This window comes from Roseivivax marinus, assembly GCF_900109705.1.
GTDB lineage: Bacteria > Pseudomonadota > Alphaproteobacteria > Rhodobacterales > Rhodobacteraceae > Roseivivax > Roseivivax marinus.
Genome location: NZ_FOAI01000009.1, coordinates 126,655 through 152,213 on the forward strand (window position 1 = coordinate 126,655; position 25,559 = coordinate 152,213).

Sequence of the window (25,559 nt, forward strand, 5' to 3'; positions counted from 1 at the left end):
AATTATGCAAGAATTTGCGGTTACGTGCCGGTTGGTTGATCGGTGGCAGGGGGAGAATCGATACGATTTCCCTTGAAATCTCTGCAACCCCGCGCATTCTCCGACACAAGAGGACGTCAGAAGGGCCGGAAATTTTGCAAGACATGGGAGAAGCCCTCGCGCTCGCGATTTCGCTGGTGGCCTCCGGCGACGCCGATCTTGCCGAGATCGTCGCCCTGTCCCTGCGCGTCAGTCTCAGCGCGACGCTGCTCGCCGCGGCCATCGGTCTGCCGCTCGGCGCCCTCGTCGCGGTTGGGCGCTTCCCCGGGCGCGGCGCGGTCCTTGTCGCGATGAACGCGCTCATGGGGCTGCCGCCGGTCGTGGTGGGCCTCGTGGTCTACCTGCACCTGTCGCGCGCCGGGCCGTTGGGGTTTCTCGGGCTGCTCTACACGCCGTGGGCGATGATCCTTGCCCAGACCATCCTGATCGCACCCATCGTCGCGGCGCTGGCACGGCAGGTGATCGAGGACCTGCACGCCGAGTATCGCGACCAGTTCCGGTCGCTTTGCCTGAGCCGGGGGCAGGTGATCGGGGCGCTTCTGTGGGATGCGCGCCTGTCGCTGATGACCGTGGGGCTCGCGGGCTTTGGCCGGGCGGTGGCCGAGGTCGGCGCGGTGATGATCGTGGGCGGTAACATCGATCACCTGACCCGGGTGATGACCACCGCCATCGCGCTCGAGACTTCGCGCGGAGATCTTCCACTGGCACTGGCGCTCGGCATCGTGTTGCTGGTGATCGCTCTGGGCGTGAATGCCGCCGTGCAGACGCTCCACACCCGCGCGGCGCGGAGCGGCGCTCATGTCTGACGTTGCGACCTCCGCCTTTACCCGCCGCCCCCGCGCCGAGGCGCAGGAGGCACCCGCCACCCTGCTGCCGTTCCGGGCCGAGGGCGTCGCGCTGACCCTCGGCGGTGCGCGCGTGCTGGACGGGGTTGACCTGACGCTGGCGCCGGGCGGCTGCACGGTGCTGATGGGACCGAACGGCGCCGGCAAGTCGCTGCTTCTGAAGCTGATGCACGGGCTGACCGCGCCGGACGCCGGCACGCTGTCGTGGAACGGGCTCGGCGCGCAGGCCGCCACTGCCCGCCAGGCGCTGGTGTTCCAGCGCCCGGTCCTCCTGCGGCGCAGCGTGAAGGCCAATCTCGACTTCGTTCTGAAGGCGCGCGGCGGTGATCGCGGCAGGGTGGCCGAGTTGCTGGAGCACGTGGGCCTTGCCGACCGCGCCCGCACGCCTGCGCGGCGCCTTTCAGGCGGTGAACAGCAACGTCTCGCACTGGCGCGCGCGCTCGCCACCGATCCCGAGGTGCTTCTGCTCGACGAGCCGACCGCCAGCCTCGACCCCGGCGCCACGCAGGCGATCGAGCGCATCGTCGCCCGCGCCGCCGCCGCCGGAACCCGCGTGATCTTCGTCACCCACGATGTCGGGCAGGCGCGCCGCCTCGCCGAGGACGTGGTGTTCCTGCACCGCGGCCGGGTCGTCGATCACGCCCCCGCGGCCCGCTTCTTCGACGCGCCCGGCGATCCTGCCGCGCGCGCCTATCTCGACGGCCGCCTGGTCGTCTGAGCCCCGCAGACCGGCCCCCCAAGGAAGGACACCATGCCCAACACGTTCGCACGCACCGCCGCCATTGCCGCGCTTCTCGCCGGAGCGGCCTCCGGGGCCCTCGCGCAGGAGGACAACGGCTCGATCCTCGTGCAGTCGACCACCTCGACCGCGAATTCCGGTCTATATGACTATCTTCTGCCGCTCTTCGAGGACGAGACCGGCATCACCGTGAACGTGGTCGCCGTGGGCACCGGGCAAGCCATCGAAAACGCCCGCAACTGCGACGGCGACGTGTTGCTGGTCCATGCCAAGCCCGCCGAGGAGAAATTCGTCGAGGATGGTTTCGGCACCGAGCGCACCGACCTGATGTACAACGACTTCGTCATCGTCGGCCCCGAGGCGGACCCGGCGGGACTCGACGGCATGGCGGTGGTCGAGGACGCGCTGGCGCTGCTGGCCGAGCGTTCGGCGACCTTCGCATCGCGCGGGGACGACAGCGGCACCCACAAGAAAGAGCTGTCGCTCTGGTCCGAGGCCGGTATCGACCCGGCGGCGGGTTCGGGGGACTGGTATCGCGAGACCGGCTCGGGCATGGGCGCGACGCTGAACGCCGCGATCGGCATGGGCGCCTATACCATGACCGACCGTGCCACCTGGATCAGCTTCGAGAACAAGCAGGATTACGAGATCTTCGTCGAGGGCGACGATGCGCTCTTCAACCAGTACGGCGTGATCCCCGTCTCGCCCGAAGCCTGCCCGTCGGTGAACGCCGAGGGCGCGCAGACCTTCGCGAACTGGCTCCTGTCGGCCGAGGGCCAGACCGCCATCGGCGACTTCGTGGTGGACGGCCAGCAGCTGTTCTTTCCGAACGCGCCCGAGGACGACACCGCCAGCTGATCGGCGGGGCAGGGCGGCGCGGGACCTCTCGCGCGGCCCGCTCGATCGGAATGGCGTTGCCGGGCAGCCGGCCACACCGCTTCAAGCCATTGCCCGCCCCGACTTGTGAGCGTTGATCAGTCTCCGGCCGCCCGCCTGCGTTCGTCATCCATGACGCGGGGCTTGTGGCGGGCTTCTCGCAACGCGGCGTCGATCTCGCGCCCCTCGACCGCCGCGGCCGCGACTGCGGACAGCGAGAAGCTCGGAACCGTGGCAACGCCCTGCAGCGCCGCCCGTGCCAGCATCTGCACCGCAAGCGACACCGCGCGCCCGCCGAGCAGGCCGGGCCCCGGCGCCGGAATGCCCTCGGCCACCTGCCGGCAGGCCTCGGCATCGGGCGAGACATAGGCCCGGCAGACCATCGGACGGGCGTCGTAGGCGCGGCACGCGCGGGTCTCCGGATCGAGGGCGGGGCAGGCGCGGGCGGACCAGTCGCGGCCGTCCGGTTCACCGGCCAGCGGAACCAGCGCCCCGTGGAGCGCACGGGCCTCCGCCTCGAAGATCACGGCGCCGTCCTCGCCCGCGAGGATGCAGCAGAAAGCGCAGCCCGGGGCACAGGCCGCGTCGCGCAGCGCCGCGCTCGTCGCCTGCTGCTCCAGCTCGGCACCGCCGATCCTCAGTGCCGCCGTGCCGGACTTCAGTTCCCGCGCCACGTCCGCTAGCGCCAGACCGTGCGCATCCGCGGTCTCGAGATAGACGTCGAGCATCCGGCGCGCGCGGTCGGTCACGGCGCGGTCCCCGCCGGGCAGCCGGGCGCGGGCCACGCGCTGGCGCAGGTCGGAGATGGAGGCAGGTCGCTTGGAACTCATCGTAGCGGGCTCACGGCGCGATCACCGTCACGCCCCGCATCCGTTCGAGCGTGAGCATGTCGTCCTCGTAGTCCTCGGTCATCTCGTCGATCACGGCCTCGGTCCAGCCGACGGGAATCTCGAGTTCCTCCTCGATCGCCTCGTCGAGGGCGTACTTGTCGAGAAAGGCGATCATCACACGGCGTTTCTGCCGCTCGGTCATGTTGGGATGCGCCGAGAGGTAGGCGCGGAAGCGCTTCATGCCTTCCGGCACCATGATGTCGGACAGAAGGTCGAACGCACCTCGGATCTTGCGGTTCAGCTCGATTCCCGCCATCTCGCGCAGGATCTGGCCCCAGATGAGGGGCGTATCCTCGTTGCACCAGACCGTTAGCGCCACGTCCGGATGGGCCGCGCGCAGGCGCCGGACAAGATCGGACCAACGCAGCGTGCGCGGGTCGACCCCCGCGACGAAGTCGTAGAAGTCGTTCGAGGGACTTTCGGCGAACAGCGCCGGCAGGAAGGTCGCCGGGTTGCGGACCCCCATGAAGAGCTCGATCTCGTCGCCCGCGAAGAGCGCCTTGAAGGCGGCGACGCGCTCCTCGGCGCGGGCGTAGAGGACGCCGCCCTGAAGCGCGAGCTTCGGCACGCAGAAGAAGTTGCGGTTCGACAGGACCATGCGGTCCACGTGCTCGGGATCGTCGGTCAGGATCGCCTCGAGCAGCACCTCGCGTGCCTCGGGGGCGGGCGTGCCCTGGGCCAACGCGTGCACCGCGTCGGACAGAAGCTGGCGGTAGCGCGAGGGGCCGGGCACGGCGACGCCGTCGTCACGCCAGTCGGCCGCGTTGCGCGTCAATCCGCGCAGCAGCCTGTCGTCGTCGGTGGCGTGCACGCCGGTGTGAAGGATGACCTGCATCGGGGGCTTCAGATTGCTGCCACCCGGACCTATAAGGACCGCCGCGATCCGTCAAACCGCAATGGCCCGAGAGCGTATCCCCGTGACCCACGCCCCCGCCCCAGACCGTGCCGATCCTGCGGCGACCAAGGCGCCGCGCCGGGGGCTCAACCCGTGGTCCGCGGGCGCGGTTCTGATCGCCGCGCTGGTTCTGGCGCCGATCCTGTCGGTGGTGGGAATCGCTCTCTTTCCGGACGAGAACATTTGGCCGCACCTGGTGTCTACGACCCTGCCGCGCTACCTCGCCAACACCGGCGTGCTGATGGCCGGCACCGGCCTGCTGACCGCCGGGGCGGGCACCGGGGCGGCGTGGCTGATCGCGCGCTACGACTTCCCCTTCCGCGGCTGGCTCGAGTGGCTGTTGCTGCTGCCGCTGGCGATCCCGGCCTATGTCGGGGCCTACGCGCTGGTGGACTTCCTCGAATATGCCGGGCCGGTTCAGACCGGTCTGCGACAGCTTTTCGGCTGGCAGAGCGCGCGCGACTACTGGTTCCCGGAGATCCGCTCCATGGGCGCGGCGATCGTGGTGCTGTCTGCGGCGCTTTACCCTTACGTCTACCTGCTGACGCGTGCCGCCTTCCGCGAGCAATCCGGCAGCGCCGACGAGGTCGCCCGGTCGCTCGGCGCGGGCGCGCTGTCGCGGTTCTGGCGGGTCGGCCTGCCGCTGGCCCGTCCGGCCATCGCCGCGGGCGTGGCCATCGTGATGATGGAGGCGGTCAACGATTTCGGCACGGTGGACTATTTCGCGGTCCAGACGCTGACCACCGGCATCTTCTCGGTCTGGCTGCAATCGGGCAACCCGGGCGGGGCGGCGCAGATCGCCATGGTGATCCTCGCGGTGGTGGTGATCCTCGTGACGCTCGAACGCGCAAGCCGCCGGCGGATGCGCTTCTTCATGCTGTCGAAGACCCGCCGCCCGGCGGCCCGCACGCGGCTGACGGGCCTGAAGGGCGCCATGGTGACGGCGCTCTGCGCGTTTCCCTTCGCACTGGGCTTCGTGCTGCCCACGGGCGTGATCCTGTCGCACGCGCTGGCCAATGCCGAGGAGTGGGCCGACCCGGCGCTGGTCCGCGCGGCGGTGCACACGTTGACCGTGGGCGGTATCGCCGCCGTGGTGACGGTCGCGGGCGGCGTGTTCATGGTCTACGGCGTGCGGCTTTCGGGCGCGCGGCTGCCCCGGCTCCTGATGCCGGTGACGTCGATCGGCTACGCCGCGCCGGGCGCGGTGTTGGGGGTGGGGATCCTGATCCCGCTCGCCGCGCTCGACCACGTGTTGGCTGACGGCGTCGAGGCCGCGACCGGCATCGACATCGGACTGGTCCTGACCGGCTCGGCCTTCGCGCTGGTTCTGGCCTACGCGGTGCGGTTCTTCGCCATCGCGCAAGGCGCCGCGGACGCGGCGATGGGGCGGGTGTCGCCGAACCTCGCCCACGCCGCGCGGTCGCTGGGGCGCACCCGCGGGCAGGTGCTGGGCGCGGTCTACGCGCCGCTGATCCGCTCGAGCGTGGCCTCAGCGCTGTTGCTGGTGTTCGTCGATTGCGTGAAGGAACTGCCCGCGACGCTGCTCCTGCGGCCGTTCAACTACGAGACGCTGGCCACGCGGGTGCACCAGCAGGCGAGCCTCGAGAATCTCGGCGGCGCGGCCCCGGCGGCGATGCTGGTGATTCTCGTGGGGCTGGCCGCGGTCGGCCTTCTGGCGCGCGCCAACCGCTGAGCACGCCGCGAGACCGGACGACGCTCCCGCGCGAACGCGCGGATCGCCCCGCCCGCCCTCCCTGGAGCGCCGCGCGAAGGAATGGCCCCTTCTTCTCGTCGCGAAATACTCCGGGGTCCGGGGCAGCGCCCCGGTCCGGCCGGCAGGCGCGGCCGGTCGAGGTCGTTCCGCCATCGAAGAGTGCGAACTGTCCCGGGGCGCGCCTCAGCGCACAACCACCTCGTCGGCGCGCACGAGGCCCAGCACGTCGCGGGCCTGCTGGTCGAGAAGGTCGAGATCGAGATACTCGTCCGACAACCGGCGGGTGAGGTTTTCCATCCGCGCGACCTCGGTGTGAAGCTGCGACAGTTCCTCGGCCTGCTGGCGGGTCTCCACCTCGATCTCGGCGCGGCGGAAGAGGCCGTAATCCCCCTGCACCGCGGCGAAGGTGAAGTAGCCGCCGATCACCAGCGCGCCGACGAAATAGAGAAGGGCCCCCAGGGCGGGGCGGGGTCTGGAACGGGTCATGCTCTGCCTCGCATGCGCCTCTGGACGGGCGCTGTGCGCGCGACCGTGCCACAGGGACGGCGCGCAGGGAATCCCTTGCGGGCCCGGTTTCGCCTGGCGCGCACCCAAGTGGTGCGCGCCGGCGACAGGTGGGATCAGCCGAGCGCCGCCACGCCGGGCAGGGTCTTGCCTTCCATCCACTCGAGGAAGGCCCCCCCGGCGGTGGAGACGTAGGTGAAATGATCCGCCGCGCCGGCCTTGTTGAGCGCCGCGACGGTGTCGCCCCCGCCGGCCACGGACACGATCTTGCCGGCCTTCGACAGCTCGGCGGCGTGGGCCGCGGCGGCGTTCGTGGCCGCGTCGAAGGGCGCGATCTCGAAGGCGCCGAGGGGGCCGTTCCAGATCAGCGTCCTGGACCGGTCGAGCACGTCCTGCACATGCGCGACACTGTCGGGACCGGCATCGAGGATCATCGCGTCCGAGGGGCAGTCCTCCGCCTTGACGATCTCGTGCTCCGCGCCTGCCTCGAATTTGCGGGCGACAACGACGTCACGGGGCAGCAGGATCTCGCAGCCGGTGTCCGCGGCCTTCTTCGCGATCTCGCGCGCGGTCTCGGCCATGTCGTGCTCGCAAAGCGACTTGCCCACGTCGAGGCCCTGCGCCGCGAGGAACGTGTTGGCCATGCCGCCACCGATCACGAGCGTGTCGACACGCTCCACGAGGTTCGACAGCAGGTCCAGCTTGGTCGATACCTTGGCGCCGCCCACGACGGCGCAGACCGGGCGTTCCGGATCGCCGAGCGCCTTTTCCAGCGCCGACAGCTCCGCCTCCATCAGCCGTCCGGCGCAGGCGGGCAGTTCGCGGGCCAGCGCTTCGGTCGAGGCGTGGGCGCGGTGGGCGGCGGAGAAGGCATCGTTGCAATAGACGTCGCCAAGCGCGGCCATCTCCTTGGCGAGACCCGCGTCGTTCTTTTCCTCGCCGGGATGGAAGCGCGTGTTCTCGAGCAGCAGCACCTCGCCCGGCTGCAACGCGCCGACCGCGGCCTCGGCGGCCGAGCCGCGACAATCGGCAGCGAAGACGACCCGCGTGCCGAAGGCGTCCTCCAGCGCGGGCACCAGCGGCTCTAGGCTCATCCCGGGAACGACCTCGCCCTTGGGGCGGCCGAAATGCGCCAGCAGGATCGGCATCCCGCCCTTCGACAGGATGTCCTTCACCGTGGGGACGATGCGCTCGATGCGGGTGGCATCGGTGACGCGGCCGTTTTCCACCGGCACGTTGATATCGACGCGGGTCAGCACCCGCTTGCCGTCCAGGTCCATCTGGTCGAGCGTTTTCCAGGCCATGCGCGGTTCTCCCTCGTGCGTCATCGTGCGTCGCGCCCCGATCCATACCGGCTGCGGCGGGGGCGTCAACAAAGCGGTCCTTGTGGCGGGACGCGGGCGCCTCTACTTGAGTTCCCGAATATTTCCGAAAGGGAGAGGGCCGATGGCCGAGATCAAGGACCCCGAGAACACCATCCTGATGGAGCTGAAGGGCGGCACCGTCACGATCGAGCTGCTGCCCGACGTGGCGCCCAAGCATGCCGAGCGCATGAAGGAACTGGCCCGCGCCGGCGCCTACGACAACGTGGCCTTCCACCGCGTGATCGACGGCTTCATGGCGCAGACCGGCGACGTGGCGAACGGCAACATGGAGCAGGACTTCAACATCCGCATGGCGGGCACGGGCGGCTCCGAACTGCCGGACCTGCCGGCCGAGTTCTCCAAGCTGCCCCACGACCGCGGCACGCTTGGCGCGGCGCGCTCGTCGAACCCCAACAGCGCGAACTCGCAGTTCTTCATCAGCTTCAAGGACAACCACTTCCTCAACGGCCAATACACCGTCTACGGCCGTGTGATCGAGGGGATGGAGCACGTCGACGCGATCACCCGCGGCGAGCCGCCGGCCAATCCCGACCGCATGATCAGCGTGAAGGTGGCCGCCGATGCGTAATCTCCTGATCGCGGCGCTCACGCTCTCGGCCGGGCCGGCGCTGGCCACCGGGCTCGAGATCGACGTCACCGGCGAGGCGCAGGGCACCATCACCGTGGACCTGTTCGAGGACGTGGCGCCGCAGCACGTCGAGCGCATCACCACGCTGGGCGAAGAGGGCGCCTACGACAACGTGGTGTTCCACCGCGTCATCGACGGCTTCATGGCGCAGACCGGCGACGTCGAGTACGGCAAGGAAGGCGGCGACATGCGCATGGCCGGGCGCGGCGGCTCCGATCTGCCGGACCTGCCGGCCGAGTTCTCGGACCGCGCGTTCGAGCGTGGCGTGGTCGGCATGGCCCGCTCGCAGTCGCCCGACAGCGCCAACTCGCAGTTCTTCATCATGTTCGACGCGGCACCGTTCCTCGACGGTCAGTACACCGTTGTCGGTCAGGTCACCGACGGCATGGACGTGGTCGACTCGATCAAGCGCGGCACCGGCCCGAACGGCGCGGTGATCGGCCAGCCCGACAAGATGGAAGAGGTTCGCGTCATCCAGTGACGCGCCCGCCGCGGGGCGTGATCGTCCCGCGGCATCGCCATGGCGTCGCATCAGGCCGCCCAGGACAGCGGCAGCCGGCGCGCCAGCGGAGCCAGCACCTTGTGATGGCCCCACGTGCCCGAGAGCCTGTGGGGCCGGGCGCCGGTGCCCAGCTTGAACCGCGCGAGCCCGCGTCCGCCCTGCGTGTCGATCGCACCGAGATCGATCTCGCGGACACCGTCGGCTTGAGCCCACAGCATCGCCTCCCACAGAAGCGCCTGCATGGCGTGGCGCGCACGCCCCTCGGGGCGGCTGTGCGCGACGTGGTAGGTGGCCCCCGGCCCGTGCCGCAACAGGATCAGCCCCGCCACCGGACGCCCCGACACCCGCGCTTCGAACAGCACCGCCGTGCCTGGCGAGGTCACCGCCCACGCGACGACGAGCGCCGGCGGCCACGCCGCATAGCCCGCGCGGCGCGCCTGCGCGGCGTCCGCTTGCAGGAGCCAGTGATCGGCATCCGCAGGCATCGGGACGTGCCGCAGCTCCAGGCCGGTGCGCGCGGCCGCGTTCAACCGGTTGCGCCATTTCTGCGCCATCCGTGCGCGCATCGCCGCTTCGGGTCCGAGCGGCAGACGAGCGAGCGTCACCGGTGTCATCAGCGGCCAGTATCCCGCGCGGCGCAGATCGCCTGGTGAGACCCCTTCGGCATTGAGGAGGGTGACGCAGGGCTCTGCCCCCCGCGCGGCGAGCCAGTCGCGACAGCCCGGACCCCGCGACACCAGCCGCACCGGAGATGGCCACCGCGGACCGCGCCAGTGCTCGATCCAGCGCAGGCCGGCGTCCTCGCGAGCCGCGACCGGCCAGTCGAGGGCGCGGGCGGCCCGCAGGAAGGCGTCCGACTGCTGGAAGGCGATCATGCCGCCATTCACGCTTGGTTAAGTGAATGGGGCCTTAATGTCCGCGATGAAACTGCCCGAGGCCGGACCGCCTAAACCCACGCGCGCCGCCGCGCTGCTGCTGGCGCTGATCCTGTCGGTGCCCTTCGCCGTCCTCGCGCTCCTTGAGGCGGCGTGGCGGGCCGTCCGTCTGCTCTATTGACGAACGGCCCGGAAAGGCGCGTCAGGCCAGCTTGACCAGCGCGTGCCGTTTCTTGCCCGCAGACAGCTTGACCGGAGAGGCCAGGGCCGCGGCATCGAGCATCAGGCCCGGATCGTCGAGCGGACGGTCGTCCATCCGCGCGCCGTTCTCGCCGATCAGGCGCTTGGCGTCCTTGCCGGACTTGGCGAGGCCGGCCCGCACAAGAACCTGCACGATCGAGATGCCGTCGGCGACGTCTTCCGCGGCCAGTTCGAGCGTCGGCAGGTCTTCGCCCGCGCCGCCCTTCTCGAACACCTCGCGCGCGGTGGCCTCGGCGGCCCGCGCCGCGTCGGCCCCGTGGCAAAGCGTCGTGACCTCGTTGGCGAGCACCACCTTGGCCTCGTTGATCTCGGCGCCGCCGAGCGCGCCCAGCCGTTCGCACTCCTCCAGCGGAAGCTCGGTGTAGAGCCTCAGGAACCGGCCCACGTCCGCGTCGGTGGTGTTGCGCCAGAACTGCCAGAACTCGTAGGGGCTCAGCATCTCGGAGTTGAGCCACACCGCGCCACCCGCGGACTTGCCCATCTTGCGCCCGTCCGAGGTGGTCAGGAGCGGCGAGGTCAGCCCGAAGATCTCGTGGTCCAGCACCCGCCGTGTCAGGTCGATGCCGTTGACGATGTTGCCCCACTGGTCCGAACCGCCCATCTGTAGCACGCAGTCGTAACGGCGGTTCAGCTCGAGGAAATCGTAGGCCTGCAGGATCATGTAGTTGAACTCGAGGAACGACAGCGACTGCTCGCGGTCGAGCCGGGACTTCACGCTCTCGAACGACAGCATCCGGTTCACGCTGAAGTGCCGGCCGATGTCGCGCAGGAACTCCAGGTAGTTGAGCCCGTCGAGCCACTCGGCGTTGTCGAGCATCAGCGCGCCGTTCCCGGCCTCGCCGTACTCGAGATACTTTGCGAAGACCTGCTTCATGCCGTCGATGTTCTCGGCGATCTGGTCGGGGCCGAGCAGCGGCCGCTCGTCGGCGCGGAAGGACGGATCGCCCACCTTGGTGGTGCCGCCACCCATGAGCGTGATCGGCCGGTGCCCGGTCTTCTGCAGCCAGCGCAGCATCATCACGTTCAGCAGGTGGCCGACATGCAGCGACTTGGCCGTGGCGTCATAGCCGATATAGGCGGTGACCATCCCGTTCGAGAGCGCCTCGTCGAGGCCCTGGTAATCGGTGCAATCGGCCAGATAGCCGCGCTCGATCATGATGCGCAGGAAGTCCGATTTGGGATGGTAGGTCATGGTCGTCCCCTCGTAGAATGACGGCCAAGCGGCTATACCGCGCAAGGCCACAAGACAATCCGTTATCCGGCGGGCAGGGGGCAGCATGAGCGAGAAAGAGGCGGTCCGAAGCGTCGGCGCCATGTCGGGCACGTCGCTCGACGGGGTGGACGCCGCGATGATCCGCACCGATGGCGAGCGCGTGTTCGAGTTCGGCGCGACGGAGTACCGGCCCTACACGGCCGAGGAGGCCGCCACCCTGCGCGCCGCGCTCGGACGCTGGCCCGGCGACGACCTCGCCGACGCGGACCGTGTGGTTTTCGACGCCCACGCCGAGGTTCTGTCACGGTTCGACGGGGCCGAGCTCGTCGGCTTCCACGGTCAGACACTGGCGCACGAGCCGCGTGGCCGCGGCACGCACCAGTTGGGCGACGGCGCCGCACTGGCCGAGGCGCTGGGCGTGCCGGTGGTGTGGGACTTCCGCTCCTCGGACGTGCGGCTCGGGGGCGAGGGCGCACCGCTCGCGCCGTTCTTCCACTTCGCCTGTGCCAAGGCTCTCGGGACCGAGGCACCGCTCGGCATCCTCAACCTCGGGGGCGTCGGAAACCTCACCTGGATCGACCCGACCAGGGCGCGACCCGAGGACGAGGGCGCGCTTCTCGCCTTCGACACCGGCCCGGCCAATGCGCCGATCAACGACCTGATGATGCAGCGCCGGGGCGAGCCCTGCGACCGTGACGGCGCGCTGGCGGTGCAGGGGGCGGTCGTCGACGGGGCGCTCGAGCTCTTCCTCGACGAGGGTTACTTCCTCAAGATGCCGCCCAAGTCGCTAGATCGTGACGACTTCTCGGTGATGCTCGACCTCGTCCGGGAACTGGACGATGCCGACGCCGCCGCCACGATGACGGCGATGTCCGCGGCCGCCGTCATGCGCGGCATCGAACACTGCCCGCGCCCACCGGAACGCCTGCTGGTCACCGGCGGCGGGCGCCACAACCCCGTGATGATGGCGATGCTGGCCGCCGGTCTCGACTGTCCGGTGGAGCCTGTGGAGGCCGTGGGTCTCGACGGCGACATGCTGGAGGCGCAGGCCTTCGCCTTCCTCGCGGTGCGGGTCATGCGTGGCCTGCCCACCTCGGGCCCCTCCACGACCGGAGTCCGCGCGGCCGTGGGTGGCGGCGAGATCAGTCGTCCGCGCGGGTATCCCCGACGCAGGAGCGGGTAAGCTTCGTTCGGCCGCCTTCGGCGAGAGTATTTTCGACGAGAAGAAGGGCAGGGCCGCGCGCGCTGCCCTTCTTCTCGTTGCAAATACTCCGGGGAGCGCGAGGGGCTGGCCCCTCGCTGCGCGGCATCAGCCGCCGGTGTGGCTCATGTGGCGCGAAACCCGCCCGTCAACGGTCTGGCGCGAATAATCGAAATCGTGGCCCTTGGGCTTGCGCGAGATCGCCTCGCGGATCGCCTCCTCGAGCGGCGCGTCCGAGGCGGGATGGTTGCGCAGGGCCGAGCGCAGGTCTGCGTTGTCCTCCTGGCCCAGACACATGAACAGCTCGCCGGTGCAGGTCAGGCGTACACGGTTGCAGCTTTCGCAGAAATTGTGCGTGAGCGGCGTGATGAACCCGATCTTCTGGCCGGTTTCCTCGAGCCGGACATAGCGGGCCGGGCCGCCCGTGCGCTCGGGCAGATCGGTGATGGTATACCGCTCCGCCAACTGCGCGCGCAGGTCGTCGAGCTTCCAGTACTGGCCGATGCGGTCCTCGTTGCCGATATCGCCCATCGGCATCACCTCGATCCATGTCAGGTCGATGTCGCGCGAGGCGCACCACTCGGTGATCGAGAACAGCTCTTCCTCGTTGAAGCCCTTGAGTGCCACGGCGTTGATCTTCACGCGCAGTCCCGCGCGCTGGGCCGCATCGATGCCGCGCATGACCTGGGGCAGGCGCCCCCAGCGCGTGACGTCGGCAAACTTCTTTTCGTCGAGCGTGTCGAGCGAGATGTTCACCCGGCGCACGCCGGCGGCGAAGAGGTCGTCGGCAAAGCGCTCGAGCTGCGAGCCGTTGGTGGTCAGCGTAAGCTCGCGCAGGTCGCCAGCCTCGATATGCCGGGTCATCGAGCGGAAGAACGTCATGATGTCCCGCCGCACCAGCGGTTCGCCGCCGGTGATGCGCAGCTTCTGCACGCCGAGTCGCACGAAGGTCGAACACATGCGATCCAGTTCCTCGAGCGTCAGCAGTTCCTTCTTGGGCAGGAACGTCATGTTTTCGGACATGCAGTAGACGCAGCGGAAATCGCAGCGGTCCGTGACCGACACGCGCAGATAGTCGATGGGGCGGGCGAACGGGTCGATGAGCGGAGCTGTCATGCCTGCCAAGCTAGTAATTCCACCCGAAAGGGGCAAGGATCGGAAACGTGAACGCCCCGAAAGACAGCAAAGACAAAGGTCCGATATACATGCGCTTCCGCTCCGCTCTCACCCTTGGCGCTGCCGTCGCCACGCTCGCCGCCTGTGCGCAGATCAACGAGACCTTCGGCGCCCGTCCGGATACGGCGCCGACGCCCACGGCCCAGCCCGCGCAGAACCAGGCCCCGGCCGCCACCACACCGCGTCCGCCCTCGCAGGAGCGGTTCCCCTCGGCGCAGGCACGCACGGCAGACGAATTCGACACCACCACCGACGAAGAGCGGGCGGCGGCGACTGCGCCTGCGGAAACCGGCGGGGGCGGCGGCAGCCTCGGGACAACCGTGGCGTCTCTGGGTGACCCCTCGAGCCCGGGCTTCTGGCTCGAGACGCCGCTCGTCGAGACCGAGACCGAGGGCCGGGTCGTCTACACGGCGACCGGCGCGTCGGCGAACGTCACGCTGCGGCCAATCCCGGGCGAGTCGGGATCGGGCAGCCGGATCTCGCTTTCGGCGATGCGCGTGCTCGAAGCCCCGCTGACCGACCTTCCGACGCTCGAGGTCTACGCCGACGGTTGACCGCCCGCGCGGGGCGCGGGCCGGGCGGCCCGCGTCACTCCACCGTGACGGACTTGGCGAGGTTCCGCGGCTGGTCCACGTCCGTACCCTTGGCGATGGCCGCGTGGTACGCCAGCAGCTGCGCCGGCAGGGCGTAGAGCATGGGTGTCAGACGCGAAGGCGCCGCCGGCAGCGTCACGGTGCGCCAGACATCCGCACCGGCCGCCGCGGCGCCGGCCGCATCGGTGATCAGCAACACGCGTCCGCCGCGCGCCATGACCTCCTGCATGTTCGACACGGTCTTGTCGAAGAGGTGGTCGCGCGGCGCCATGACCACGACCGGCACCGACTTGTCGATCAGCGCGATGGGGCCGTGCTTGAGTTCGCCCGACGCGTAGGCCTCGGCGTGGATGTAGCTGATTTCCTTCAGCTTCAGCGCACCTTCGTGGGCCAGCGGGTACATCAGGCCGCGGCCGAGGAAGAGCACGTCGCGCGCCTCGGCCATGGCGCGGGCCGCGTCGGCCACTTCTTCGTCGCGATCGAGCGCGGCGTTGAAGAGGCCCGGCAGCGCGCGCAGCTCGTTCAGCGCCGTCCCGAGATCCGCCGCGCTCATCCGGCCACGGTCCACCGCGGCCTTGAGCGCCAGAAGGTAAAGCACGTTGAGCTGGCAGGTGAACGCCTTGGTCGACGCCACGCCGATCTCGACCCCGGCATGGATCGGCAGCGCCACGTCGGATTCCCGCGCGATCGAGCTTTCGGCCACGTTGACCACCGACAGCACCCGGTCGGCCCGGCCACGGACGTAGCGCAGGGCGGCGAGGGTGTCGGCGGTCTCGCCCGACTGGCTGACGAACAGCGCGGTGGTCCCGGCCGGGATCGGGGGTTCGCGGTAGCGGAACTCGGAGGCGATGTCGGTCTCGACAGGCAGGCCCGCGAGCGTCTCGAACCAGTACTTCGCGGTCAGGCAGGCGAAGTACGCGGTGCCGCAGGCGACCATGGTCAGCCGCTCGGTGTCGGTGAAGTCCAGCCCTTCGGGCAGCACGATCTCCGCGTCATCGAGATAGGCGTTCAGGGCATCGGCCAGCACCGTGGGCTGCTCGAATATCTCCTTCGCCATGAAGTGCTTGTAGCCCGACTTGTCCACGCGCGCGGCGTCGATCGAGACGGTCTTGGCTGGCCGTTCGACCACCGCGCCGCTCTCGTCGCGGATCTCGATGCTGGTGCGGGTGAGGATCGCGCGGTCGCCTTCCTCGAGATAGGTCACCGTGTCGGTCATCGGCGCGAGCGCGATGGCGTCCGAGCCCACGAAGACCTCGCCCTCGCCGTGTCCGATGGCCAGCGGGCTGCCCTTGCGGGCGGCAATCATCAGATCGTCCTCGCCGTCGAAGAGGAACACGAGCGCGAAGGCGCCTTCGAGCCGGGCGAGGGTACGGGCGGCCGCTTCCTGCGGGGTGCAGCCCTCGGACAGGAACCGCTCGGCCAGCATCGCGACGGTCTCGGTGTCGGTCTCGGTCGAGAAGGTCGCGCCGGTCGCGGCAAGGTCCTCCCGCAACTCCTTGTAGTTCTCGATGATTCCGTTGTGAACGACGGCCACCGGCCCGGCGCGGTGCGGGTGGGCGTTGCCCTCGGTGGGCGCGCCGTGGGTGGCCCAGCGGGTGTGGCCGATCCCGGACTTCCCGGCGAGCGGGTCGTGCACCAGCAGGTCCGAAAGGTTCACCAGCTTGCCGACCGCGCGCCGGCGGTCGAGCCGGCCGTCGTTCACGGTCGCGATGCCGGCGCTGTCGTAGCCGCGGTATTCCAGCCGCCGCAGTGCCTCGACCAGGGTGGGCGCGACTTCGTGCTTGCCGAGAACCCCTACAATTCCACACATTTCAGCCGTCCTTTTTCAGGTCCGCGCGGCGGGCCTTTAGAATTTCGAACAATTTGCGGGCACGGCCCGGCTTGGTGACCTGGGGGGCACGTCCCAGCGCCAGCGCGTCGTCCGGCACGTCCTCGGTGATGACCGACCCCGAGCCGGTGAGCGCACCGGACCCCACCCGCACGGGTGCCACGAGCATGGTGTTGGAGCCGATGAAGGCGCCTTCGCCGATCTCGGTCCGGTGCTTGAGGAACCCGTCGTAGTTGCAGGTGATCGTTCCGGCGCCGATATTCGTGCGCTCTCCGATGTCGGCGTCGCCGATATAGCTCAGGTGGTTGGCCTTCACGCCGGCCGAGAGGTGAGCATTCTTGATCTCCACGAAGTTGCCCACGTGGACGTCCTCGTCCAGTTCCGCGCCGGGGCGCAGGCGGGCATAGGGGCCGACCACGGCGCCGGTGCTCACGTGGCAGCCTTCGAGGTGCGAGAAGGCCCGGATCCGCGCGCCGTTCTCCACGGTCACGCCGGGGCCGAAGACCACGTGCGGCTCCACCTCGGTGTCGCGGCCGAGCGCGGTGTCGAAGCTGAGGAACACCGTCTCGGGCGCCTGCAGCGTCACCCCGTCGGCCATCAGCGTCTCGCGGGCGGACGCCTGGAACACGGCTTCGGCGCGGGCAAGCTCGGGGCGGGAATTGATGCCCTGCGTCTCGGCCTCGTCGCAGACCACGGCGGTGGCCGACAGACCCTCGGACACGGCGAGGGCGACCACGTCGGTCAGGTAGTATTCGCCCGAGGCGTTGTCATTGCCCACTGCCTCGATCAGGCGCAGGAGAGTCGCGCAATCGGCGGCCAGAACGCCCGAGTTGCACAGCGTTATGGCGCGCTCCTCGTCAGTGGCGTCCTTGAACTCCACGATCCGCTCGAGCCTGTCACCGTTGGTGACCAGGCGTCCGTAGCGGCCCGGATCGGCCGCTTCGAAGCCCAGCACCACAACGTCGTGACGGGCGCGGGCGCGGGCCATCTCTTCCAGCGTCTCGAAGCGGATGAAGGGGGTGTCGCCGTAAAGCACGATCACGTCCCCGTCGAACTCGGCGAGCGCCGTGCGTGCCTGTGCGACCGCGTGGGCAGTGCCGAGCTGCTCGGACTGGATCGCGACCTCGGCCTCGTCCATGTAATCCTGCGCCGCGGCACTGACCGCTTCGGCGCCGTGGCCTGCGACCACGACCACCTTTTCGGGGTCGAGTGCGGCACCCGCGGCCATCGCGTGATGCAGCATGGGGGCGTTGCCGATGCGGTGGAGGACCTTGGGCAGGTCCGATTCCATCCGGGTGCCTTTGCCGGCGGCCAGCACGACGAGGGCGATGCTCATGGACACTCTTTCTTTGTCATTCGCGCGCGCCCTGTTTAACCGTGGCGTGCGGCAGAACAAGAGCGTGTCCGTCACGTTCGGTTTCGCCGCGTGACAGGCGCCACACGGGGCGTCATCGGAACAAGGGGACTGGCGTGACGCGCACGGTGATTTTCGATCTCGACGGCACGCTGGCCGACACAAGCGGAGACCTCATCGCGGCCGCGAACCATTGCCTGGCGGGCATGGGGGCGTCCGTCCGGCTGGACCCGGTCGCCGACGCGCCGACGGCCTTCCGCGGCGGGCGAGCGATGCTGCGGCTGGGCATCGAGCGCGAGCGCGGAACGGCGGACGAGGCAGAGGTCGACCGCTGGTATCCCGAGCTGCTGGACGCCTACGGCGCGGCCATCGACGTGCACACGCGGTTCTATCCCGGTGCGCTCGACGCGGTGGAGGCGCTGCGAACCGGCGGGAGCCGCGTCGCGATCTGCACCAACAAGCCCGCCGCGCTGGCCGAGGAGCTCATGACCCGGCTCGGCGCGCGCGAGATGTTCGGCGCTCTGATCGGCGCCGACACGTTGCCAACCCGCAAGCCGGACGCGGCACCTTACCGCGCGGCGGTGGAGGGAGTGGGCGGCGATGTGGCGCGGTCGCTCATCGTGGGCGATACCGAGACCGACCGCGCCACGGCCCGCGCCGTCGGCGTGCCGTGCATCATGGTGGGCTTCGGCCCCGAGGGCGGCGAGGTGGCGCGCCACGAGCCCGAAGCGATCATCGGCCATTTCGACGAACTCGGCGCCACCGTCGACCGGCTTCTGGGCGCGGCATGAGCACGCCCGAGCGCTTCGAGGGCAGCTTCACCCAGCAGGAACCGATTCCCGAAGAGGCGATCGAGGCCGCGCTGGCCGTCCTGCATCACGGGCGGCTGCACCGCTACAATACCGTGCCGGGCGAACTGGGCGAGGCCGCACTGCTGGAACAGGACTTCGCCGCCATGACCGGCGCGCGCTACTGCCTCGCCGTGGCCTCGGGCGGCTACGCGATGGGCTGCGCGCTGCGGGCGGTGGGCGTGGGGCCGGGCGACGCCGTCCTGACCAACGCCTTCACGCTCGCCCCGGTGCCCGGCGCCATCGCCAGCCTCGGCGCGCGTCCGGTCTTCGTCGGCGTGACCGAGGAGCTGGTGATCGACCTCGACGATCTCGAGGCGCGGATCGCGGACGGCGGTGCGCGGGTGCTGCTGCTGAGCCACATGCGCGGGCACGTCTGCGACATGGACCGGCTAACGGCGATCTGCCGTGCGGCGGGCGTGACGGTGATCGAGGATTGCGCCCACACCATGGGCGCGGCGTGGCGCGGGGTGCCTTCGGGGCGGCACGGGACGGTTGGCTGCTACTCGACCCAGACCTACAAGCACGCGAACTCGGGCGAGGGCGGGTTACTTGTCACCGACGACGCCGAGCTTGCGGCCCGGATGATCCTGCTGTCGGGGTCCTACATGCTTTACGAGCGCCACATCGCCGCGCCGCCGGCCGAGGCCTTCGCGGCCCTGCGCTGGGAGGTGCCCAACGTCTCGGGCCGGATGGACAACCTGCGCGCGGCGATACTTCGCCCGCAACTCAGCCGTCTGGACGAGCGTGTCGTGCGGTGGGAGGCGCTTTACCGTGCGATGGAGTCGGGCCTCTGGGACGTGCCGGGCCTGACCCTGATCTCCCGCCCGGAGGGAGAGCGCTTCGTCGGTTCGTCGTTCCAGATGCTGATGCTCGATCAACCGCCCGAGGTGGTCTCCGCCGTGGTTGCCGGCTGCGCGGCGCGGGGCGTGGAACTCAAGTGGTTCGGCCCCGAGGAACCCGCCGGCTTCACCTCGCGCTACGGAGCCTGGCGCTATGCGCCGAGCGTGCCGATGCCGCGCACCGACCGGGTGTTGGCGGGACTTTTGGACATGAGATTGCCGCTGACGTTTTCGGAGGAGGACTGCGCCCAGATCGCCCGGATCATCGGCGACGAGATCCGGGGCGCGATGTCAGCGCAGCGTGGGCCCGCGGCCTGACGCGGGCCTCTGCGCAGCTCTGACAAGAAAACGCCCGCCCCGGGTCATCCGGCGCGGGCGTCGTCGTTCGTTGAGCGTCGCGAGGTTCAGAACGCGAGGCGGCCGTGCTCGCCGCCCTCGGCGGTGTCCTTGGTGAGGTTGGCCTTGACCACCTCGTAGAGGAACGCAGCCGAGCCTTCGGTCGCCCAGACCTCGGCGGAGTGCGGCGTCATCTTCACGAGCTGCACCGAGTCGTCGTCCTTGCCGCCTTCGAACCACGCGGCTGCGAACGCGTTCCAGACGTCGTCGAGCTTTTCGTCGCCAGCGATGTCGATCTTGCCCTCGACCACGGCATAGAGCCCGGCCTTGGGATCGGCGACGTCGAACCGGGCTTCGCCGCCCGACTGCGCGGCCCGGTCGGCCGCCGAGCCCTTGGCGGTGATGAACCAGATCGCCTTGTTGTCGCGATCGGCCTGCGGGGCCATCGGGATCGGACGCTCGCTGTCGGTCGACAGCAGGCCGGCGGTCACGTTGTCGAGGCGTTTCCAGAAGGTGTCTTTGAGGTCGCTGGCCATGAGGATATCCTTTGGTCCGTGTGTGTCTGTCGGGCTGGAAACGCAACGTGTGCGAGCGCGGTTCCGGTTGCACGCACGGGGCGCGCCCGCTAGCCCTTATGGCGGAGACGCCGCGCCCGACGCGGCGGGGGAGGTCGAAATGTTCAATGCCGTCATGCGGTTCGATCTGGGCGACGATGTCGAAGCCCTGCGCGAGACCGTGCATCGCTGGGCGCAGGAGCGGGTGAAGCCCGAGGCCGCGCGGATCGACAGCGAAAATGCCTTTCCGCCGAAGCTCTGGCGCGAGATGGGCGATCTGGGCCTCCTGGGCATCACAGTGGACGAAGAGTGGGGCGGGGCCGGCATGGGCTACCTCGCGCACACCGTCGCGGTCGAGGAGATCGCCCGCGCTTCGGCCAGCGTGTCTCTGAGCTACGGCGCGCACTCGAACCTCTGCGTGAACCAGATCAAGCTGAACGCCACCGACGCGCAGAAGTCGAAATACCTGCCTCGGCTCGTTTCGGGCGAACACGTGGGCGCGCTGGCCATGTCCGAGGCGGGGGCAGGTTCGGACGTTGTGTCGATGAGCCTCGGCGCCGAGAAGCGCAACGACCATTACCGCCTGAACGGCACCAAGTACTGGATCACCAACGGCCCCGATGCCGACACGCTCGTGGTCTACGCCAAGACCGACAAGGACGCGGGCTCCAAGGGGATCACCGCCTTCCTGATCGAGAAGGAGATGACCGGCTTCTCGACCTCGCCGCACTTCGACAAGCTCGGGATGCGGGGGTCGAACACCGCGGAGCTGGTCTTCGAGGATGTCGAGGTGCCGTTCGAGAATGTGTTGGGCGAGGAGGGTCGCGGTGTCGCCGTCCTGATGTCCGGCCTCGACTACGAGCGCGTGGTCCTCGCGGGCATCGGTCTGGGCATCATGGCCGCCTGTCTCGACGAGGTCATGCCCTACCTGTCGGAGCGCAAGCAGTTCGGCAAGCCGATCGGGACGTTCCAGCTCATGCAGGGCAAGATCGCCGACATGTATACCGCGATGAACTCGGCGCGGGCCTATGTCTACGAGGTCGCAAAGGCCTGCGACGCAGGCCGCGTGACCCGGCAGGACGCGGCGGCCTGCTGTCTCTACGCCTCGGAGCAGGCGATGGTGCAGGCGCACCAGGCGGTGCAGGCGATGGGCGGCGCGGGCTTCATGGCCGACGCGCCGGTCGCACGGCTCTTCCGCGACGCCAAGCTGATGGAGATCGGCGCAGGCACCTCCGAGATCCGGCGGATGCTGGTGGGGCGCGAACTGATGGCGGCGATGGCGTGATGCAAGGCGGCTTCGTGCGCGGCGGCGGGTCTGCTACGGTGGGGACGTTTCAGACCGTTCCTTTCCACGAAGGCCTTTGCCATGATCCGACTGCTTGCCGCCCTGTGTCTTCTTGCCCTGCCCACGACGCTCCCGGCGCAGGGCGCCCGTGCGCCCTCGCAATCCGAGGTCGGCGCCCTCGAGTCCTGCATCGCCTCGCAATCACGCGGTGGTCCGCCGGCGCAGGTGGCCAAGGCCTGCAGCGGCGTGATCGCGGACCGGTGCCCGGACGACACCACCATCGGCATCTCGCAATGCCTTCAGACCGAGACCGCGGCATGGGACACGCTGCTCAACCGTTGGTGGGGACCGATGAAGGCCAACGCGCAGCGAAACGGCACCTGGGATCGGCTGCTGGCCGACCAGCGCGCCTGGATCGCCCGCAAGGAAGCCGCCTGTGCGGCGGTCTACGAGGAGTGGAAGGACGGCTCCATCCGCACGATCATGGCGGCGACTTGTCTGCGCGACTGGACCGCCGAGAAGACGGCCGAGTTCTACGCCGCGCTTCATCGCTGACCCTGCCGGGACCGGCGGCGCCATGATGCGCGCGCTGTGGCTTCTGCCGGTCGGCCTGCTGGTGCTGCTGGCCTTCTATCTGGGCTGGCAGCAGGGCTATGCCCGAGCCACGCTGTCCGAGACCGAGGTCATCTCGGCCTATGCCGAGCGCTATCTCGCCGACCGCGCCCGCGACGGCACCGCTGACGGCGCGTCCCCCGCGCAGTGCCGCGCGCTGCCGGGCGAACAGGCGGGCGTCTGGCTGGTGGTCGTCTGCGGACCCGAACCCCATGACGAGGCGCGCCACTACACCTACTACGTGCGCCGCTCTGGCGCGTTGGCCCGCGTGGTCGGGCCGGGAGAGGGCGCCGATGCCTGAGCCCCGCCGCCGCGCCATCCCCACACCGGAGACTGCCCATGCGTGAGCCGCGCACCCTGCGTCCGAAGCCTTACGACGCGCTCGTGTCGCGGTTTCGCTGGGATCTGCCCGAGACGCTGAACATGGCCGAGCAAGTGGTCGACGGCTGGGCCGCGATCGAGCCCGACCGCATCGCGATCATCGACCTCACCGACGGCGCGCGGAGAAGCTGGACCTACGGGCAGCTCTGGGACCTGTCGCGCCGGGTCGAGGCGGCGCTGATCGAGAAGGGCGTCATGCGCGGCGACCGCGTGGGCGTGCTGCTGTCGCAATCGCCGCTGACCATTGCCGCCCACGTCGCGGCCTGGCGGCTGGGGGCGATCTCGGTGCCGCTCTTCAAGCTGTTCCAGCGCGAGGCACTGAAAAGCCGGATCGACGATTCCGGTCTCGGCGTCGTAGTCTCCGACGACGAGGGCCGCGCGGCGCTTGCCGGCATGGGGCCGGCCGTTCTGACTCGCGCCGACCTGCGCGCGCCGGGCAAGCCCAGCAACGCGGGCGTCGAGACCGGGCCGGACGATGCGGCGGTGCTGATCTACACCTCCGGCACCACCGGCAAGCCGAAGGGTGCGCTGCACGGCCACCGGGTTCTGACCGGCCATCTGCCGGGCGTCGAGATGAGCCACGATTTCCTCGGAGAGCGGGGCGACGTTCTGTGGACGCCGGCGGACTGGGCGTGGATCGGCGGGCTGTTCGACGTGGCCATGCCGGGTCTTGCGCTGGGCGTGCCCGTGGTTGCGGCCCGTTTGCCGAAGTTCACTCCCGACGAATGCCGGCGCATCTGCCGCGAGGGCGCCGTGCGCAACGTGTTCTTCCCGCCGACGGTGCTGCGGATGCTCAAGTCCGCCGACACCCGGATCGAGGGCCTGCGCACCGTCGCCTCGGGCGGCGAGCCCCTGGGCGCCGAGATGCTGGCCTGGAGCCGCGAGGCGCTGGGCGTCACGATCAACGAGTTCTACGGCCAGACCGAGTGCAACATGGTCGCCTCGTCCTGCGGCCGCCTGTTCGAGCCCCGTCCGGGCTGTATCGGCCGCGCCGTGCCCGGCCACCGCGTCGCCGTCATCGGCCCCGACGGAGACCCCTGCGACGGCGAAGGCGACGTTGCCGTCAAGCGCGGCTCGGCGGCGATGATGCTGGAATACTGGCGCAAGCCCGAAGAGACGCAGGCCAAGTTCCGGGGCCGCTGGATGCTGACCGGGGACCGCGGCGTCCTGGAGGACGGTTTCCTGCGCTTCGTGGGCCGCGAGGACGACGTCATCACGTCGTCGGGCTACCGCATCGGCCCGTCCGAGATCGAGGATTGCCTTATGACCCACGACGCCGTGGCGACCGTGGGCGTGGTCGGCAAGCCCGACCCCATGCGCACCGAGATCGTGAAGGCCTACGTGGTCCTGCGCGCGGGCGTCGAGCCCTCGGACGTACTGGCCGACGAATTGAAGACATGGGTGAAGGAGCGGCTTGCCAGCTACTCCTACCCCCGCGAGGTCGCCTTTCTCCCCGAGCTGCCGATGACCGTTTCGGGCAAGGTGATCCGCAAGGACCTGAAGGCGCGGGCCGTGGAAGAGGGCGAAGAATGAAACTGAAATCCCAGGCGATCCCCACCTCCGAGGACTTTCGCGCCAACCGCGCGGCGCATCTGGAGGCGCTTGCGGTCGTGCGCGAGGCCGCCGAGGCCGCAATGGCGGGGGGCGGCGAGCGGGCCCGCAAGCGGCATCTCGACCGCGGCAAGATGCTCCCGCGAGAGCGGGTGGCGAACCTGCTCGACCCGGGCTCGCCGTTCCTCGAGGTGGGCGCGCTGGCCGCGACCGGCATGTACGACGGCGCGGCGCCGGGGGCCGGGGCCATCGCCGGGATCGGACGGGTCCACGGGCAGGAGGTCATGGTGGTCTGCAACGACGCCACCGTGAAGGGCGGCACCTACTATCCGATGACCGTGAAGAAGCACCTGCGCGCGCAGGAGATCGCGGAGGAGAACCACCTGCCGTGCATCTACCTTGTCGACAGCGGGGGCGCGAACCTGCCCAACCAGGACGAGGTCTTTCCCGACCGCGATCACTTCGGCCGGATCTTCTACAACCAGGCGCGGATGAGCGCGAAGAACATCCCGCAGATTGCCGTGGTCATGGGCTCGTGCACCGCGGGCGGCGCCTATGTGCCCGCGATGTCGGACGTGACCATCATCGTGAAGGAGCAGGGCACGATCTTCCTCGCCGGCCCGCCGCTGGTAAAGGCCGCGACGGGCGAGGTCGTCTCGGCCGAGGAGCTGGGCGGCGGCGACGTTCACACCCGGCTGTCGGGCGTGGCCGACTACCTCGCCGAGGACGACGCCCACGCGCTGGCGCTGGCGCGGCGGGCCGTGGAGAGCCTGAACCGGACGCGCCCCGCCACGGTGGACTGGCAGAGCCCCGAGCCCCCCGCCTACGACCCCGAAGAGATTCTCGGCGTGGTTCCTGCGGACCTCCGCACCCCCTACGACATAACCGAGGTGATCGCGCGGCTGGTAGACGGCTCACGCTTCGACGCCTTCAAGCCGCGCTTCGGCGAGACGCTCGTGACGGGCTTCGCCCACGTGCACGGATGCCCGGTCGGCATCGTCGCGAACAACGGCGTGCTCTTTTCCGAAGCCGCGCAGAAGGGCGCGCATTTCATCGAGTTGTGTTCGCAGCGGGGTATCCCGCTCGTGTTCCTGCAGAACATCACCGGCTTCATGGTCGGCAAGAAGTACGAGAACGAGGGCATCGCCCGGAACGGCGCCAAGATGGTCACGGCGGTGGCGACGACGAGCGTGCCCAAGATCACCATGCTGGTCGGCGGCTCCTTCGGGGCCGGGAACTACGGCATGGCGGGCCGCGCCTACCAGCCGCGCTTCCTCTGGACGTGGCCGAACAGCCGCATCTCGGTCATGGGTGGAGAACAGGCCGCGGGAGTGCTGGCGACCGTCAAGCGCGCCTCGATGGAGAAGGCGGGCGAGGATTGGTCGGCCGAGGCGGAGGCCGAGTTTAAGCGTCCCACGGTCGAGATGTTCGAGCGCCAGTCCCACCCGCTCTACGCCTCTGCACGGCTCTGGGACGACGGCGTCATCGACCCGCGCCGGTCGCGCGACGTGCTGGCCCTGTCGTTGTCGGCGGCTCTGAACGCGCCGATCGGGGAGACACGCTTCGGCGTGTTCCGGATGTGAGCAGAGGCATGGGCGATCGCCGCGTCATACGCTTTACGCGCCATCCGCG

26 protein-coding genes are annotated in these 25,559 nt (G+C 69.6%); 16 read left to right on the forward strand and 10 right to left on the reverse strand.

Annotation, left to right across the window (positions count from 1 at the left end; translation table 11 throughout):
• Positions 1 to 134 precede the first annotated feature (134 nt).
• The 3 genes from BMX29_RS12780 to BMX29_RS12790 are packed head-to-tail and all read left to right on the forward strand — an operon-like array spanning position 135 to position 2,481.
• Positions 135 to 845, forward strand: a complete 711-nt coding sequence (locus BMX29_RS12780; protein ID WP_092813372.1) for an ABC transporter permease — start codon at positions 135 to 137, stop codon at positions 843 to 845.
• Complete coding sequence (locus BMX29_RS12785; protein ID WP_092813374.1) at positions 838 to 1,602, forward strand: ATP-binding cassette domain-containing protein; 765 nt, start codon at positions 838 to 840, stop codon at positions 1,600 to 1,602. Before BMX29_RS12780 ends, BMX29_RS12785 begins: the two co-directional genes overlap by 8 nt.
• A 33-nt stretch (positions 1,603 to 1,635) precedes the next feature.
• Positions 1,636 to 2,481: an ABC transporter substrate-binding protein gene (locus BMX29_RS12790; RefSeq protein ID WP_092813376.1), complete on the forward strand. Its 846-nt coding sequence runs from the start codon at positions 1,636 to 1,638 to the stop codon at positions 2,479 to 2,481.
• 116 nt (positions 2,482 to 2,597) lie between these two features.
• Here the strand turns inward: BMX29_RS12790 and BMX29_RS12795 are convergent, their stop codons facing one another.
• Positions 2,598 to 3,329, reverse strand: coding sequence for a YkgJ family cysteine cluster protein (locus BMX29_RS12795; RefSeq protein WP_092813378.1), 732 nt, complete (start codon positions 3,327 to 3,329; stop codon positions 2,598 to 2,600).
• Between the two features lie 10 nt (positions 3,330 to 3,339).
• Entirely contained in the window at positions 3,340 to 4,224 is an 885-nt protein-coding gene (locus BMX29_RS12800) for a hypothetical protein (protein WP_092813380.1), read from the reverse strand.
• An 82-nt stretch (positions 4,225 to 4,306) separates the two neighbouring features.
• On the opposite strand from BMX29_RS12800, the gene BMX29_RS12805 reads away from it, so the two are divergent.
• Positions 4,307 to 5,977: an ABC transporter permease gene (locus BMX29_RS12805; RefSeq protein ID WP_425314278.1), complete on the forward strand. Its 1,671-nt coding sequence runs from the start codon at positions 4,307 to 4,309 to the stop codon at positions 5,975 to 5,977.
• Positions 5,978 to 6,181: 204 nt separating this feature from the next.
• On the opposite strand, the gene BMX29_RS12810 is transcribed toward BMX29_RS12805, so the two are convergent.
• Both BMX29_RS12810 and BMX29_RS12815 read right to left on the reverse strand, forming a co-directional pair.
• Entirely contained in the window at positions 6,182 to 6,484 is a 303-nt protein-coding gene (locus tag BMX29_RS12810) for an FtsB family cell division protein (RefSeq protein ID WP_043845889.1), read from the reverse strand.
• Between the two features lie 134 nt (positions 6,485 to 6,618).
• Entirely contained in the window at positions 6,619 to 7,806 is a 1,188-nt protein-coding gene (locus BMX29_RS12815) for a phosphoglycerate kinase (RefSeq protein ID WP_092813385.1), read from the reverse strand.
• A gap of 142 nt (positions 7,807 to 7,948) precedes the next feature.
• Here BMX29_RS12815 and BMX29_RS12820 point away from each other — a divergent pair, with 142 nt between their 5' ends.
• A complete protein-coding gene (locus tag BMX29_RS12820) occupies positions 7,949 to 8,455 on the forward strand; it encodes a peptidylprolyl isomerase (protein ID WP_043845891.1) in 507 nt (168 codons plus the stop codon).
• Entirely contained in the window at positions 8,448 to 8,996 is a 549-nt protein-coding gene (locus BMX29_RS12825) for a peptidylprolyl isomerase (protein WP_092813387.1), read from the forward strand. The genes BMX29_RS12820 and BMX29_RS12825 overlap by 8 nt, the downstream gene beginning before the upstream one ends.
• A gap of 50 nt (positions 8,997 to 9,046) precedes the next feature.
• On the opposite strand, the gene BMX29_RS12830 is transcribed toward BMX29_RS12825, so the two are convergent.
• Complete coding sequence (locus BMX29_RS12830; protein ID WP_092813388.1) at positions 9,047 to 9,892, reverse strand: GNAT family N-acetyltransferase; 846 nt, start codon at positions 9,890 to 9,892, stop codon at positions 9,047 to 9,049.
• A gap of 37 nt (positions 9,893 to 9,929) precedes the next feature.
• Between BMX29_RS12830 and BMX29_RS19240 the strand changes: the two genes are divergently transcribed.
• Positions 9,930 to 10,073, forward strand: coding sequence for a hypothetical protein (locus BMX29_RS19240; protein ID WP_175471186.1), 144 nt, complete (start codon positions 9,930 to 9,932; stop codon positions 10,071 to 10,073).
• 21 nt (positions 10,074 to 10,094) lie between these two features.
• Here BMX29_RS19240 and tyrS read toward each other — a convergent pair whose 3' ends face one another.
• Complete coding sequence (tyrS, locus tag BMX29_RS12835; protein ID WP_092813390.1) at positions 10,095 to 11,345, reverse strand: tyrosine--tRNA ligase; 1,251 nt, start codon at positions 11,343 to 11,345, stop codon at positions 10,095 to 10,097.
• 85 nt (positions 11,346 to 11,430) lie between these two features.
• Between tyrS and BMX29_RS12840 the strand changes: the two genes are divergently transcribed.
• Positions 11,431 to 12,549 (forward strand): anhydro-N-acetylmuramic acid kinase, encoded by a 1,119-nt coding sequence (locus BMX29_RS12840; RefSeq protein ID WP_092813391.1) that lies wholly within the window; start codon positions 11,431 to 11,433, stop codon positions 12,547 to 12,549.
• Positions 12,550 to 12,675: 126 nt separating this feature from the next.
• On the opposite strand, the gene moaA is transcribed toward BMX29_RS12840, so the two are convergent.
• Positions 12,676 to 13,683, reverse strand: a complete 1,008-nt coding sequence (moaA, locus tag BMX29_RS12845) for a GTP 3',8-cyclase MoaA (protein WP_043845899.1) — start codon at positions 13,681 to 13,683, stop codon at positions 12,676 to 12,678.
• Positions 13,684 to 13,772: 89 nt separating this feature from the next.
• Between moaA and BMX29_RS12850 the strand changes: the two genes are divergently transcribed.
• Positions 13,773 to 14,297, forward strand: a complete 525-nt coding sequence (locus tag BMX29_RS12850; protein WP_175471187.1) for a hypothetical protein — start codon at positions 13,773 to 13,775, stop codon at positions 14,295 to 14,297.
• A gap of 34 nt (positions 14,298 to 14,331) precedes the next feature.
• Here the strand turns inward: BMX29_RS12850 and glmS are convergent, their stop codons facing one another.
• Together glmS and glmU are read right to left on the reverse strand one after the other, a co-directional pair.
• A complete protein-coding gene (gene glmS, locus BMX29_RS12855) occupies positions 14,332 to 16,146 on the reverse strand; it encodes a glutamine--fructose-6-phosphate transaminase (isomerizing) (RefSeq protein WP_092813393.1) in 1,815 nt (604 codons plus the stop codon).
• A gap of 1 nt (position 16,147) precedes the next feature.
• Positions 16,148 to 17,500, reverse strand: coding sequence for a bifunctional UDP-N-acetylglucosamine diphosphorylase/glucosamine-1-phosphate N-acetyltransferase GlmU (gene glmU, locus BMX29_RS12860; RefSeq protein WP_092813395.1), 1,353 nt, complete (start codon positions 17,498 to 17,500; stop codon positions 16,148 to 16,150).
• 134 nt (positions 17,501 to 17,634) lie between these two features.
• On the opposite strand from glmU, the gene BMX29_RS12865 reads away from it, so the two are divergent.
• Positions 17,635 to 18,309 carry an HAD-IA family hydrolase gene (locus tag BMX29_RS12865; RefSeq protein WP_092813397.1) on the forward strand — a complete coding sequence of 225 codons (675 nt, stop codon included), beginning with the start codon at positions 17,635 to 17,637 and terminating at the stop codon, positions 18,307 to 18,309.
• Positions 18,306 to 19,526, forward strand: a complete 1,221-nt coding sequence (locus BMX29_RS12870) for a DegT/DnrJ/EryC1/StrS family aminotransferase (protein ID WP_092813399.1) — start codon at positions 18,306 to 18,308, stop codon at positions 19,524 to 19,526. Before BMX29_RS12865 ends, BMX29_RS12870 begins: the two co-directional genes overlap by 4 nt.
• 86 nt (positions 19,527 to 19,612) lie before the next feature.
• On the opposite strand, the gene BMX29_RS12875 is transcribed toward BMX29_RS12870, so the two are convergent.
• Positions 19,613 to 20,080: a pyridoxamine 5'-phosphate oxidase family protein gene (locus BMX29_RS12875; RefSeq protein ID WP_043845906.1), complete on the reverse strand. Its 468-nt coding sequence runs from the start codon at positions 20,078 to 20,080 to the stop codon at positions 19,613 to 19,615.
• A gap of 139 nt (positions 20,081 to 20,219) precedes the next feature.
• Here BMX29_RS12875 and BMX29_RS12880 point away from each other — a divergent pair, with 139 nt between their 5' ends.
• The 5 genes from BMX29_RS12880 (at position 20,220) to BMX29_RS12900 (ending at position 25,510) form a co-directional block, all read left to right on the forward strand.
• Positions 20,220 to 21,383: an isovaleryl-CoA dehydrogenase gene (locus BMX29_RS12880; RefSeq protein ID WP_092813401.1), complete on the forward strand. Its 1,164-nt coding sequence runs from the start codon at positions 20,220 to 20,222 to the stop codon at positions 21,381 to 21,383.
• An 81-nt stretch (positions 21,384 to 21,464) separates the two neighbouring features.
• On the forward strand, positions 21,465 to 21,938 hold the full coding sequence (locus BMX29_RS12885) for a lysozyme inhibitor LprI family protein (RefSeq protein WP_092813403.1): 474 nt from the start codon (positions 21,465 to 21,467) through the stop codon (positions 21,936 to 21,938).
• A gap of 22 nt (positions 21,939 to 21,960) precedes the next feature.
• Positions 21,961 to 22,296 carry a hypothetical protein gene (locus BMX29_RS12890; protein ID WP_092813405.1) on the forward strand — a complete coding sequence of 112 codons (336 nt, stop codon included), beginning with the start codon at positions 21,961 to 21,963 and terminating at the stop codon, positions 22,294 to 22,296.
• A gap of 38 nt (positions 22,297 to 22,334) precedes the next feature.
• Positions 22,335 to 23,909, forward strand: coding sequence for an AMP-binding protein (locus BMX29_RS12895; RefSeq protein ID WP_092813407.1), 1,575 nt, complete (start codon positions 22,335 to 22,337; stop codon positions 23,907 to 23,909).
• Positions 23,906 to 25,510: a carboxyl transferase domain-containing protein gene (locus BMX29_RS12900; RefSeq protein WP_092813409.1), complete on the forward strand. Its 1,605-nt coding sequence runs from the start codon at positions 23,906 to 23,908 to the stop codon at positions 25,508 to 25,510. Before BMX29_RS12895 ends, BMX29_RS12900 begins: the two co-directional genes overlap by 4 nt.
• Positions 25,511 to 25,559 lie beyond the last annotated feature (49 nt).